Here is a 12,343-nt window from a genome sequence, read left to right as displayed (position 1 = left end):
CCGCTGCGCCGCTGCGCCGCTCGCGCGCCGTCGGCCGCGGAGGGGTGGCGGCCGCGGAGGGGTGGCGGCCGTCAGCCCAGCCGGGCGGCGCGCGCGGCGACCGCCTCGTCGAGCATCCGGTCGATGGGCCATTCGGGGACGAACCCGAGCAGGTCGCGGGCCTTGCGGTTGGAGGTGGTGTAGTGGACGGCCGGAGCGGGCAGCGCGACGTCGGCGTAGCCGAGCCCCGTCCGCTTCGCCATCTCGGGGACGAGGGCGTCGAAGCCGACGGAGTCGTCGGCGCCGATGCCGATCGCCTCGCCGTCGGCCTCGGGGGTGCCGATCGCCGCGATGACCCCGGACGCGAGGTCGCGGGTGTCGAGGATGCCCATGCGGAACGGGGTGCCGTCGCTGCCGCGGGAGAGCAGCAGCCGGGTCTCCCCTTCGACGGCGTGCGGCAGCAGGGCGGCGACCATGGCGTCGTTGCCGAACCCGCGCTGCTGCTCGATGCGCCGGTGCAGGAAGAACCGCGGCCCCGAGAAGAAGCCGCGCTCGTCCAGCAGCTCGGCGGCGTCCTGGAAGTGCGAGAAGCGCAGCACGACGGCGCGCAGGCCGCGCGTGCGCCGGTAGAAGTCGACGATGTCCTCGTCGAGCTTCTTCGTGAGGCCGTAGAGGCTGGCGGGGTTGCGGGGGTGCTCCTCGTCCAGCGGCTGGTAGTCGGGCTTGATCTCCGGGTACACCTCGCCGCTGCTCGCGTGGACCAGCCGCGCGCCGGCGGTGGCTGCGGCGTCGGCGACGTGCGCGGTGCCCAGCACGTTCACCCGGAACATGTCGGTGAGTTCGGCCGGGTTCCAGGACATCATGGCGGCGAGGTGGACGACGGCGTCGGCGCCGTCGAAGGCCGCGGCGAGCCCCGCCCGGTCGTCCAGGCCGAGCACGACGTGCTCGGCCCCGGCGGCCCGGTCGCGCGGGGCGGCGAGGTCCACACCGGTGGTCCGGTGTCCGTCGGCCGCCAGCCGCTGGACGAGTGTGCGTCCCAGCCGGCCGGCCGCGCCGGTGACGACGATGCGCATGGGCGGGTCCCTCTTCCTCCGCGTGGTGCCCGGGCGGTCCGCCGTCCGGGCGACTGTCGTGCCGAGACCGCGCCGCTCAGGTACGCGATCCCACACGGTCGATATTGCATGATCAATGCATTGAGCGCAATAGCGATGCAATAATCCGGAAACATGGTGCGCAGAATCAGGACGCGGATCCAGCGGGGCGCGGGGCCTACCGCGCCCGCGCCGCCGCCGGACCCGGCCCTCTCAAGCGGCCGGCGCGGCCCGCGGGCCGGCGGTCTCCCTGATGCGGACCGCCGTCACCAGCGACACCAGCGCGATGGCGACGATGTAGCCCGCCGGCGCGAGGTCGTGCCCGGTCGCCACGACCAGCCAGGTCGCGATGTAGGGCGCGGTCCCGCCGAACAGGGCCACCGCGACGTTGTACGCGATCGAGATCGAGCCGTTGCGGGTCCGCGGCGGGAACAGCTCGGCCATTGCGGCGCCGAGGGCGCTGTCGAACGCGGCGACCCAGACGCCGAGCAGGATCATGCCGAGGATGGCGAGGACCGGGTCGCCGAGCGAGGTGAGCCACAGCGCCGGGTAGCTGAACACGACGAACCCGGCCGCGCCCGCGATCAGCAGCGGCTTGCGGCCGATCCGGTCGGACAGGACCGCCATCGGCGGGATGAGCAGCGCGCACACGGTGAGGCAGATCGTCCCCGCGAGGAACGCCTGCACAACGGTGAAGCCCATGGTCGTCTCCAGGTAGGAGAACATGAACGTCTGGAGCGTCCAGTGCGCGACGGCCTTGGTGATGGCGAGCGCGCCGAGGACCAGCATCCCCCGCGCGCCGGAGCGGAAGGTCTCCTTCAGCGGCGACTCGGCGAGCTCGCCGCGCGCCTCCATCGAGCGGAACTCCGGGCTGTCCTGCAACCGCACCCGGAGGTAGAGGCCGATCAGGCCGAGCGGCAGGGCGATGAGGAACGGGACGCGCCACGCCCAGTCGTTCATGGCGCCCTCGCCGAGGAGCAGCGTCATCGCCAGCACCAGGCCCGAGCCGAACACGAACGCCGCGAACCCGATCGTGGTCAGCCAGCTCGTCGCGTAGGCGCGGCGGTCGCGCTCCGCGTACTCGAACAGCAGCGTGATGGAGCTGGAGTTCTCCCCGCCCGCGGCGAAGCCCTGCACCAGCCGCACCGCGACGAGCAGTGCGGGCGCCAGTGCGCCGATCGCGGCGTAGGAGGGGATGAGCCCGATCGCGAAGGTCGAGCCCGAGGTCAGCATGATGATGATCGCGAGGATCCGGTTGCGGCCGATCCGGTCGCCCAGCGGGCCCCAGAACAGGCCGCCGATCGGGCGGATCACGAAACCGATGGCGAACACCGCGAAGGTCGACAGCAGGCCCGCCATCGGGTCGGCCGAGGGGAAGAAGTTCACCGCGATGATCCCGGACATGACGCCGTAGATGCCGATCTCGAACCATTCGACGAAATGGCCGAGCCCGGCGGTGAGGATGACCTTGCGGACCTCCCGCCTGGTGGGTGGGGCTGCTGTCGCCGTCCCGTGCGGCTGTCCTGCCTGGCTGGTCATGACGATCTCGCCGTTCTTTCGGGTGCGGGGGGCTGGTGCCGGACACGGCCGGCGGTGTGCGGGGCCGGGGTCAGGGACGTCGCCGCGGCGCCGTCGCGTGCCGGCTCCGTCGGCCACCGCTGATATTGCATGGTCCATGCAACTAATGCAATATGGATGCAAAATTATCGAAACAGATCCGCTCGGCTGGGAGATTTGATGCACGTCCGCGAAGTGCAGACCTTCGTCCTCAAGGTGCAGAGCGACATGCCCTATCTGGGCGCCCTCGCCGACGGCTCGGAGCTGACCGCCGACGCCGGGTACGTGGTCCGCGCGCCGTGGCGCAGCCTCTACTCCGCACGGTTCGAGACCCTGCTGGTCAAGGTCACCGCCGACGACGGCACGGCCGGCTGGGGCGAGGCGCTGGCGCCCGTCGGCCCCGAGGTCGTCGCCGAGATCGTCGACCGGCTGCTCGCCCCGCAGGTCATCGGCATGGACGCGCGGGCCCCCCGGGTCGCCTTCGCGGCGCTGCGCGCCCTCATGCGCGAACGCGGCCACCTGGTCGGCCACCAGGCCGACGCGCTCGCCGCCCTCGACATCGCCATGTGGGACCTTGCCGGGCACGCCACCGGGCAGAGCGTCGCCACCCTGCTCGGCGGGGCGTTCCGGACCGAGGTCCCCTGCTACGTCTCCGGCCTGCCCAGCCCCACCGACGCGGGCCGCGCCGAACTCGCCGCCGCCTGGCAGGAGAAGGGCGCCGAGCGGGTCAAGCTGCACCTCGGCAACGGCGTCGCGGCCGACCTCGCCACCGTGGACGCCGTCCAGGCCGCCGCCCCCCGCATCGGCTTCGCGGTGGACGCGCACTGGCGGTACGGCCTGCCCGAGGCGACCCGGCTGGGCCGCGGCCTCGCCGAACGCGGCGCCCTGTTCCTGGAGGCGCCCATGGCGCCCGAGGACGTCGAGGGGCACCGCCGCCTCGCCGACCGGCTGGAACTCCCCGTCGCCGTCGGCGAGGCCCTGCGCAACCGCTACGAGTTCGCCCAGTGGCTGCGCGCCGGGGCGCTCGGCCTCGCCCAGCCCGACGTCGGCCGCACCGGCATCACCGAGGCGGCGGCGATCGCCGAACTCGCCGCGGCGCACCACGCCCCGCTCGCGCCGCACCACTCCGTGGGCCTCGGCCCGACGCTCGCCGCGGGCCTCCACCTCAGCGCCGCCGTCGAAGACTGCCCGTTCTTCGAGTACCAGCCCGTGACCGCCGACGCCGCGGCCCGGCTCCTCGGATTCGACCTCGGCGCGCGCGCCGACGCGTTCACCCTGCCCGACGGCCCCGGACTGGGCCTGGCGATCGCCGAACAGCCCGTCCGCGACGCCGCGGTCCGCCACCGCACCACGCGCTGAACCGGCCTGCCCACCGGCACGCCACGACGAAAGGCCACCATGGAACCGATCAACGGTCTGCACCCCATCCTCGCCACCCCCTTCCACCCCGACGGCGGCCTCGACATCGAGGGACTGCGCCGCCTGGTGCGCTTCCAGCGCGCGTCCGGCGCCGCCGGTGTCGCCGTCTTCGGGATGGCCAGCGAGGGCTTCGCCCTCACCGCGGCGGAACGGGCCCGGATCCTCGACACCGTCCGCTCCGAGGCCGGCGACCGGTTCACCATCACCGCGGGGGTGAACGGGACCGGCACCGAGGTCGCGATCGAGCAGGCCCGCCAGGCGGCCGACCACGGCGCCGACGGCCTCATGGTGCTGCCGCCGTTCCTGGTCAAGCCCGGACCGGCGCAGGTCGTGGAGTTCTACCGGCAGGTGGCGGGGGCGACCGGGCTCGACGTCATGATCCAGGACGCCCCGGGCGTCACCGGGGTGGCCATCCCGCCGGGGGCGATCGCGGAGATCGCGGCGTTCGACCGGGTCACCTCGGTCAAGGTCGAGGCGCAGCCCACCGCGCCGAAGGTCGCCGCCGTCGTGCGGGCGCTGGCGGAGTCGGGCCGCGACCTCGCCGTCCTGGGCGGGCAGAACGCGTTCTTCATGCTGGAGGAGTACGCCGCCGGCGCCGTCGGCACCATGCCGGCCTGCGAGTTCACCGACCTGCTCGACGAGGTGCTCGTGCTGGTCGGCAAGGGCGACACCACCGGGGCGCACCGGTCGTTCACCCGGCTGCTGCCGCTGATCCGCTTCGGAATGCAGGCCGGGCTCGCCTGGGCCGTGCACAAGGAGGTGCTGGTGCGGCGGGGCGTCATCGCCTCCGCGGCGGTCCGGCTCCCGGCAGCGGACCTGGACGAGGGGACCCGCGCCGGTCTCGACGCCGTCCTCGACGCCCTCCCGATGGACGACTACGCGACCGTCCTCGCCCGCTCCGCCGGGGGTGCCTGAGATGGCGCGGCCGGGAACACCTGAGACGGCGCTGCCGGGGGTGCCCGAGACGGCGCGCAAGGTGCTGATCGTCGGCGGCTCCTCGGCGATCGCCGCAGCGGCCGCCCGCGCCTTCGCCGACACCGGGGCCGCCGTCGCGGGCGTCGCACTCGACCCCTTCGACGCGCCCGGCTACGCCGCCACCCGCGCCGCAGACTGCGCCGACCCGGCCCAGGCCGCCGACGCCGTCCACTGGGCGCACGCGGAACTCGGCGGGCTCGACACGGTGGTCCCCGCCGCGGCGGTGATGCCGGTCGCCGCCGCCGCGGACACCACCGACGCGCAGTGGCGCGCGGCCATCGACGTCACGCTCGGCTCGGCGTTCGCCACCTGCCGCGCGGCACTCCCGCTGCTGCCGCGCGGCGCCGCCATCACCATGGTCGGCTCCGTCAACGCGACCCTCGCGGCGCCCGGCCTGCCCGGCTACGCCGCGGCCAAGGGCGGGGTGGAGGCCCTGACCCGCCAACTCGCACTGGAGTACGGGCCGCGCGGCATCCGGGTCAACGCGGTCGCGCCGGGCCTCATCGGCGGCGGCGACCTGCCGAACGCCCACGAGGGCTACCCGCTGGGGCGGACCGGCACCCCGGAGGAGGTCGCCGCGGCCGTGGTGTTCCTCTCCTCCGCCGCGGCGTCGTTCATCACCGGAACGGTGCTGCCGATCGACGGCGGCCTGTCCATCGCGTCGCCCGCCGCGTTCCTCCGCCCCGACCTCCGCGCCCGCTTCCTCCCCGACGCCCCCTGACGGCGCTACCCCAGCGCGAGGACGAGCCCCCGGCACCGACGACGACCCCCTCAGCAGCACACAGCCCCGCGAGCAGAGGCAGGACCGGCGGCTTCAGGCGGGCGATCCGCAGGTCGAGAGGGTGCGCGTAGGCGAACGCCGGATCGCCGTCCCGGTAGCGCTCGAAGTGCTCCGCGACGATCCCGCGCAGCCGCCGGTGGCTCACGTAGCCCGTGAGCTCCCCCGCCAGGGCCGCCCCGTACTGCACGGACGTGAGCCGATCGCCGGACCGCAGGACGAGCGCGAACGCTCCCGCCCGACGTACGTCCGCGACCTGCGACCTGCGACCTGCGACCTGCGACCACGGGACTGTGTGCGTGTGGAGCCAGTTGACGATCACGACGCCCTGCGGGCCGACCCGCACCTTGCAGTACCAGCCCATCGTCCAGACGACGGCCGTCCCGGCACTGGGGAGCAGGCCGACCAGCGCGGTCGTGCCAAAGCCTGAAACAGGCGTGCTCATGGCACCGACGAAGCCGCACATCAGCACGAACAGGGCCAGGACGAGCGTCATTGCGGCCTGGAAGAGGGTGCGGCGGATCGTCCGCATCGGGGCTTGCTGCACGAGGGCCCGCATTCCGGTGGGGGAAGGGCGAAAAAAGGGCGTTCCGGGCATAATAGCCCGGAACGCCCCCTCGGGGTGACCTCGGTCACCGTGCGGCGATCTTGGCCTCCGGGACGATGTCGGGGGCGCCGTGCTGGACGGCGTCGGCCTCGTGGTCGTTGATCTGCTCCTGGGCGGCGCGCTCGGCCTCGATGCGCTTGCGGTAGTACTCGACCTCACGCTCGACCTGCTTCTTGTCCCACCCCAGCGGCTCGGCCATGAGCGCGGCCGCCTCCTCGGCGACGGCGATACCGCGGTCCCACGTCTCGAACGAGATGCGGGTGCGGCGGCTCAGGACGTCGTCGAGGTGCCGGGCCGCCTCGAAGCGCGCCGAGTAGACGACCTCGGCGCGGAGGTAGTCGTCGGCGCCGGTCAGCGGCTCCTTCAGGTCGGGCTGCTCGGCGATGAGCGCCAGCAGCTCGTCGATCATCGAGCCGTAGCGGCGCAGCAGGTGCTGCACCCGCGACACGTGCAGGCCGGAGTCGCGGGCGATCATCCGCCGCTGGTTCCACAGCGCCGCGTAGCCGTCGGCGCCGACCAGCGGCACTCTGTCGGTGACGGACTCCGGCGTGCCGCCGCCGAGGCCGTGCACGACGGCGTCCACGGCGTCCTTGGCCATGATGCGGTACGTGGTGTACTTGCCGCCCGCGATGAGGACCAGCCCCGGCACCGGGTGCGCCACCGTGTGCTCGCGCGATAGCTTCGAGGTCTCGTCGGACTCCCCCGACAGCAGCGGGCGCAGGCCCGCGTACACGCCCTCGACGTCGTCGCGGCTCAGCGGCACCCGCAGGACGGTGTTGACGTGGTCGAGGATGTAGTCGATGTCGGTGCGGCTCGCCGCCGGGTGCGCCTTGTCGAGGTCCCAGGCGGTGTCGGTGGTGCCGATGATCCAGTGCCGCCCCCACGGGATGACGAACAGCACACTCTTCTCGGTGCGCAGGATCAGCCCCGAGGACGCCTGGATGCGGTCGCGCGGCACCACCAGGTGGATGCCCTTGGACGCGCGCACGTGGATCTGGCCGCGCCCGCCCACCATCTCCTGGATGTCGTCGGTCCACACCCCCGCCGCGTTGACGACCTGCTTGGCGCGGATCTGGAACTCCGCGCCGTTCTCCAGGTCGACCACCCGCGCGCCGGTGACGTGCTCGCCTTCGCGCAGGAACCCGGTGGCCTGCACCCGCGAGGCGATGCGCGCGCCGTAGTTCGCCGCGGTGCGCAGCACCGTCAGCACGAAGCGGGCGTCGTCGACCTGGGCGTCCCAGTACTGCACGGCCCCCACGAGGGCGTCGCGCTTGAGCGCGGGGAACACCCGCATGGCTCCGCGGCGGGACAGGTGCCGGTGGTGCGGCAGCCCCCGCGCGGTGCCCGACGACAGCGCGAGCGAGTCGTACAGCGTGACACCCGCCGCGACGTAGGCGCGCTCCCACACGTGGTGCTGCAACGGGTAGAGGAACGGCACCGGGCGCACCAGGTGCGGGGCGATCGTCTTCAGCAGCAGGCCGCGTTCCGTCAACGCCTCGCGGACCAGCCCGAAGTCGAGCTGCTCCAGGTAGCGGAGCCCGCCGTGCACCAGCTTGCTGGACTTGCTGGAGGTGCCGGCGGCGAAGTCGCGGGCCTCGACCAGGCCCACGGAGAGGCCCCGCGACACCGCGTCAAGGGCGACCCCCGCGCCGACGATGCCACCGCCGACGACCAGGAGGTCGAGTTCGTTGCCTGCCATGGCTGCGAGCGCATCGGCTCGCTCGTCAGGGCCCATCCGCGCTGCGGTCATTGCACGCCTTTCTCCAACGGAGCTGTCACCCGGACGTTTACCCGGTTTCTCCCAGTGTCACCAGGCTAGCCGGGACGTCGACCCGGCTCGGGGAGGGTGGGCCCGCCCTCCCCGGTGTGCCGCGGCCGGCGCCGGTGCCGTCAGCGGACGGCGGCGTCGGCGTAGCCCTTGGCGGTGCGGAGGACGTCCTCGCCGTAACTGGTCGACCGGTTGTAGGACATCAGGGCGGCCCACCAGCCGTCGTCGGTGGTCATGTCGCGGCCGTCGGCGCACAGGTACCGCCCCGCGCTCAGCGCGGCGTCGTCGATGTTGTGCGGATCGGGCTCGCCGCCGTCGGCGGCGGTGCCCCAGGTCTCCCACGTCGACGGGATGAACTGCATGGGGCCCACGGCGCGGTCCCACTCGGAATCGCCGTCGAGCGCGCCGTTGTCGGTGTCGCGGATGGCCGCGGTGTTGTCGCGCCCGTTGAGCGGGATGCCGATCACGTCGACCGTCGTCCTGCCGTCGGGGCCGATCTCGCCGCCGGTGAACGTCCCGTGCTTGGACTCGACCGATCCGATCCCGGCGATGGTGGGCCACGAGAGGCTGCACTCGGGCTGGTCGGCCTCCATGCGGAGCTGCGCGGCGGCGTAACCGCGCAGCGCACGCGGCGGGATGCCGGTCGCGTCGGCCGTGCGCTCCAGCCACTGCGCCGCGGGGGCCGGGGCCGCGTCGGCGGGCGACGGCCGCGCCTCGGCGCCGTCTCCGCCGGGCGCGCCGGTGCGACCGCCCGCGGGCGGGGACTCCTGGTCGGCGGGGCGCTCCTGGTCGACCAGGCCGCCGCGGTCGCGCGGACCGGGCGGCAGGGTCTCGGGGGCCGCGGAGAGGTCGGTCACCGCCACGGCCCCGGCAACGGCACCGGTGAGACCGAGCACGGAGGCGACGGCGACCGCCGCCATGACGCCCGCACGCGGCGCGGGCCGCTCGGCGGGGGCGGTGCCGTGCGTCCCCGCGGTCGCGGCCGTCGCCTCGGGGGAGGATGCGGAGGGAATGGGCACGGATACCTCTCTCGATCGCGCGGGAGACATTCGCGTCCGGCGAAGCATCAACCTACTCGACGGCCCGGCGGCCGAGGGGGCATATCGACCGAAGCCGGCCCGCCGCCCGGCCCGGCAGGGCCGTGGCGGGACGGCGGAGGGCGCCCCGCGCCGATGCGCGCGGCGCCCCGGCCGACGGCGATCAGTGCGGGTTGACGACGACCTCGACCCGCTGGAACTCCTTGAGTTCGGTGTACCCGGAGGTGGCCATCGTGCGGCGCAGCGCACCCACCAGGTTCATCGAGCCGTCGCTGGTCGAGGACGGGCCGTGCAGCACCGCCGACAGGTCGCCGATGGTGCCGACGTTCACCCGCTCCCCGCGCGGCAGCTCGTTGTGGTGCGCCTCACTGCCCCAGTGGTACCCGCGGCCGGGCGCCTCGCTGGCGCGCGCCAGCGGCGAACCCACCATCACCGCGTCGGCGCCGCAGGCGAGGGCCTTGGAGATGTCGCCGCTGTGGGTCATGCCGCCATCGGCGATGACGTGCACGTAGCGGCCCCCCGACTCGTCGAGGTAATCGCGCCGGGCGGCGGCGACGTCGCCGATGGCACTGGCCATGGGGACCGCCACACCCAGCACGCTGCGGGTGGTGTGCCCCGAGCCGCCGCCGAACCCGACGAGGACCCCGGCCGCGCCGGTGCGCATCAGGTGCAGCGCCGCCGTGTAGGTGGCGCAGCCCCCGACCACCACGGGGATGTCGAGGTCGTAGATGAACTGCTTGAGGTTCAGCGGCTCGGCGCGGCCCGAGACGTGCTCCGCCGAGACGGTCGTGCCGCGGATGACGAACAGGTCGACGCCCGCGTCGACAACGGCCTTGTGGAACTGCGCGGTGCGCTGCGGCGACAACCGCGCGGCCGTGACCACCCCGGCGGCGCGGATCTCCTCGATGCGGCGGCCGATCAGCTCCTCGCGGATGGGCGCGGCGTAGATCTCCTGCAAGCGCCGCGTCGCCGCGGCGTCGTCGAGCTCCCGGATCTCGGCGAGCAGGGGGTCGGGGTCGTCGTAGCGGGTCCAAAGCCCTTCGAGGTCGAGGACGCCGAGGCCGCCCAGCTCGCCGATCGCGATCGCGGTCTTGGGCGAGACCACGCTGTCCATGGGGCTCACCATCAGCGGCGTCTCGAAGCGGTAGGCGTCGATCTGCCAGGTGATGGACACCTCTTCGGGGTCGCGCGTGCGACGGGCCGGGACGATCCCGATCTCGTCGAGCTCGTAGGCGCGCCGCCCGTTCTTGCCAAGCCCGATCTCCACCTGTGCCAACGCTTCGTTCCCCTCGTCGCCGTATCGCGGGGCGGCCCCGCAGGTCCTGCCGCCGCGAGTTTACCGCCGGGCGGCGCGGACGCCCCCGCGCACGGTGCCGGACCGCCCCCCGCGGAGCGGCCGCCTACCCCCCGTACCGCCTACCGTGCAGCACCGCCCAGGGGGACGACCCCCTTCGACCCCCGAACGTCTACCGCCGCCCGTGCAGCACCGCCCAGGGGGACGACCCCCTTCGACCCCCGTACCGCCTACCGCCGCCCGTGGTAGTTCGGGGCCTCCACCGTCATCTGGATGTCGTGGGGGTGGCTCTCCTTGAGGCCGGCCGAGGTGATCTGCATGAGCTGCCCGCGCTCGCGGAGCTCGGCGACGGTGCGGGTGCCCGCGTACCACATGGACTGCCGCAGGCCGCCGGTGAGCTGGTGGGACACCGCGCGCAGCGGCCCCTGGAAGGGGACCTGCCCCTCGATGCCCTCGGGGATGAGCTTCTCCTCGGACGACACCTCGGCCTGGGAGTAGCGGTCCTTGGAGAAGGACCGGCCGCGCATGGCGCCCAGCGAACCCATGCCGCGGTAGGACTTGAACTGCTTGCCGTTGATGAAGATCAGCTCGCCGGGGCTCTCCTCGACACCGGCGAGCAGGCTGCCGAGCATCACCGTGCTCGCGCCCGCGACGATGGCCTTCGCGATGTCGCCGGAGTACTGCAAGCCGCCGTCGGCGATGACGGGGACCCCCGCGGGGCCGCACGCCTTCGACGCTTCGAGGACCGCCGTGACCTGCGGGGCGCCGACACCGGCGACCACGCGGGTGGTGCAGATGGAGCCGGGCCCCACGCCGACCTTCACGGCGTCGGCACCGGCGTCGATGAGCGCCTGGGCGCCCGCGCGGGTGGCGATGTTCCCGGCGATGATGTCGGCGCGGGTGTTCGCCTTGAGCTTGGCGACCATCTCCAGGAGGCCGTTGGAGTGCCCGTGCGCGACGTCCACGACGATGAAGTCGGCCCCCGCCTCGACCAGCGCGTGCGCGCGCTGCTCCGACTCGATCCCGACGCCCACGGCACCGCCCACGACCAGGCGGCCGTCGGCGTCCTTGGTGGCGTCGGGGTACTGCTCGCTCTTGGTGAAGTCCTTGACGGTGATGAGCCCGCGGAGGCGGCCCTGCGGGTCGACCAGCGGCAGCTTCTCGATCTTGTTGCTGCGCAGCAGCTGGAACGCGTCGTCGCGGGACACGCCTACGGGCGCCGTGATGAGCGGCATGGGGGTCATGACCTCGCGGACCCGGCGGGAGCGGTCCTCCTCGAAGCACATGTCGCGGTTGGTGACGATGCCGACGAGGGTGCCGTCGGGGTCGGTGACCGGCGCGCCGGAGATGCGGTAGTGGGCGCTCAGCTCCTCGACGTCGGCGAGGGTGTCTTCGGGCGCGCACGTGACGGGCGCGGAGATCATGCCGGCTTCGGACCGTTTCACCAGGTCGGCCTGTGCTGCCTGGTCCTCGATGGAGAGGTTGCGGTGCAGGACGCCCGCGCCGCCCTGGCGGGCCATGGCGACCGCCATGCGGGCCTCGGTCACGGTGTCCATGGCCGCGGAGAGCAGCGGGATGCGCAACCGGATGGTGCGCGAGAGCTGCGTGGCGGTGTCGGCGTCACCGGGCATCAGTTCCGAATACGCCGGGACCAGGAGGACGTCGTCGTAGGTCAGCCCTGGTGCGAGCACCTTGCCGCCGTGGTCGTGGTTGTCCTGCTGGGTCATGACGCCCTTCCCCTGACTGCGCGGCCTCGTTGTTTCATCCTAGGCGGACGCGCGCCCCCATGATCGAGCGATGCACGATTACGCAGGTCACAACGGGTTCGAGTGAGCCGG

At 73.4% G+C, this 12,343-nt stretch carries 10 protein-coding genes; 3 read left to right on the top strand and 7 right to left on the bottom strand.

Translation table 11 applies throughout. From position 1 onward, the window contains the following. Positions 1-71: 71 nt before the first annotated feature. Positions 72-1,052 (bottom strand): NAD-dependent epimerase/dehydratase family protein, encoded by a 981-nt coding sequence (locus CLV63_RS22760; protein ID WP_106585216.1) that lies wholly within the window; start codon positions 1,050-1,052, stop codon positions 72-74. Positions 1,053-1,283: 231 nt separating this feature from the next. Further along, the gene (locus CLV63_RS22755) at positions 1,284-2,609 is read right to left on the bottom strand and encodes an MFS transporter (RefSeq protein WP_106585215.1); all 1,326 of its coding nucleotides are present in this window, start codon (positions 2,607-2,609) and stop codon (positions 1,284-1,286) included. Between the two features lie 198 nt (positions 2,610-2,807). Here CLV63_RS22755 and CLV63_RS22750 point away from each other — a divergent pair, with 198 nt between their 5' ends. From CLV63_RS22750 to CLV63_RS22740, 3 genes are read left to right on the top strand one after another with little or no spacing between them, the layout of a single operon-like run. After that, positions 2,808-3,986: a mandelate racemase/muconate lactonizing enzyme family protein gene (locus tag CLV63_RS22750; protein WP_106585214.1), complete on the top strand. Its 1,179-nt coding sequence runs from the start codon at positions 2,808-2,810 to the stop codon at positions 3,984-3,986. 39 nt (positions 3,987-4,025) lie between these two features. Next, positions 4,026-4,961, top strand: a complete 936-nt coding sequence (locus tag CLV63_RS22745) for a dihydrodipicolinate synthase family protein (protein ID WP_106585213.1) — start codon at positions 4,026-4,028, stop codon at positions 4,959-4,961. Between the two features lies 1 nt (position 4,962). Beyond that, on the top strand, positions 4,963-5,742 hold the full coding sequence (locus CLV63_RS22740) for an SDR family NAD(P)-dependent oxidoreductase (RefSeq protein ID WP_106585212.1): 780 nt from the start codon (positions 4,963-4,965) through the stop codon (positions 5,740-5,742). On the opposite strand, the gene CLV63_RS22735 is transcribed toward CLV63_RS22740, so the two are convergent. The 5 genes from CLV63_RS22735 to guaB form a co-directional block, all read right to left on the bottom strand. Continuing rightward, positions 5,639-6,331 (bottom strand): PH domain-containing protein, encoded by a 693-nt coding sequence (locus CLV63_RS22735; RefSeq protein WP_170134298.1) that lies wholly within the window; start codon positions 6,329-6,331, stop codon positions 5,639-5,641. The two genes, CLV63_RS22740 and CLV63_RS22735, sit on opposite strands and share 104 nt — an antisense overlap. A gap of 100 nt (positions 6,332-6,431) precedes the next feature. Next, positions 6,432-8,156 (bottom strand): glycerol-3-phosphate dehydrogenase/oxidase, encoded by a 1,725-nt coding sequence (locus CLV63_RS22730; protein WP_106585210.1) that lies wholly within the window; start codon positions 8,154-8,156, stop codon positions 6,432-6,434. A 140-nt stretch (positions 8,157-8,296) separates the two neighbouring features. After that, entirely contained in the window at positions 8,297-9,193 is an 897-nt protein-coding gene (locus CLV63_RS22725; protein ID WP_245928986.1) for a lytic transglycosylase domain-containing protein, read from the bottom strand. Between the two features lie 181 nt (positions 9,194-9,374). Continuing rightward, a complete protein-coding gene (locus CLV63_RS22720; protein ID WP_106585209.1) occupies positions 9,375-10,478 on the bottom strand; it encodes a GuaB3 family IMP dehydrogenase-related protein in 1,104 nt (367 codons plus the stop codon). 257 nt (positions 10,479-10,735) lie between these two features. Further along, entirely contained in the window at positions 10,736-12,232 is a 1,497-nt protein-coding gene (gene guaB, locus CLV63_RS22715) for an IMP dehydrogenase (RefSeq protein WP_106585208.1), read from the bottom strand. Positions 12,233-12,343: the final 111 nt, after the last annotated feature.

Source organism: Murinocardiopsis flavida (assembly GCF_003014485.1).
GTDB classification, from domain to species: domain Bacteria; phylum Actinomycetota; class Actinomycetes; order Streptosporangiales; family Streptosporangiaceae; genus Murinocardiopsis; species Murinocardiopsis flavida.
This window is presented reverse-complemented; position numbering and strand designations above follow the sequence as displayed.

What these genes read in the sequence shown, in the direction of transcription:
- CLV63_RS22760 (WP_106585216.1), bottom strand. Translation starts at nt 1,052, where the DNA reads ATGCGCATCGTCGTCACCGGCGCGGCCGGCCGGCTGGGACGCACACTC.
- CLV63_RS22755 (WP_106585215.1), bottom strand. Translation starts at nt 2,609, where the DNA reads ATGACCAGCCAGGCAGGACAGCCGCACGGGACGGCGACAGCAGCCCCA.
- CLV63_RS22750 (WP_106585214.1), top strand. Translation starts at nt 2,808, where the DNA reads ATGCACGTCCGCGAAGTGCAGACCTTCGTCCTCAAGGTGCAGAGCGAC.
- CLV63_RS22745 (WP_106585213.1), top strand. Translation starts at nt 4,026, where the DNA reads ATGGAACCGATCAACGGTCTGCACCCCATCCTCGCCACCCCCTTCCAC.
- CLV63_RS22740 (WP_106585212.1), top strand. Translation starts at nt 4,963, where the DNA reads ATGGCGCGGCCGGGAACACCTGAGACGGCGCTGCCGGGGGTGCCCGAG.
- CLV63_RS22735 (WP_170134298.1), bottom strand. Translation starts at nt 6,331, where the DNA reads ATGCGGACGATCCGCCGCACCCTCTTCCAGGCCGCAATGACGCTCGTC.
- CLV63_RS22730 (WP_106585210.1), bottom strand. Translation starts at nt 8,156, where the DNA reads ATGACCGCAGCGCGGATGGGCCCTGACGAGCGAGCCGATGCGCTCGCA.
- guaB (WP_106585208.1), bottom strand. Translation starts at nt 12,232, where the DNA reads ATGACCCAGCAGGACAACCACGACCACGGCGGCAAGGTGCTCGCACCA.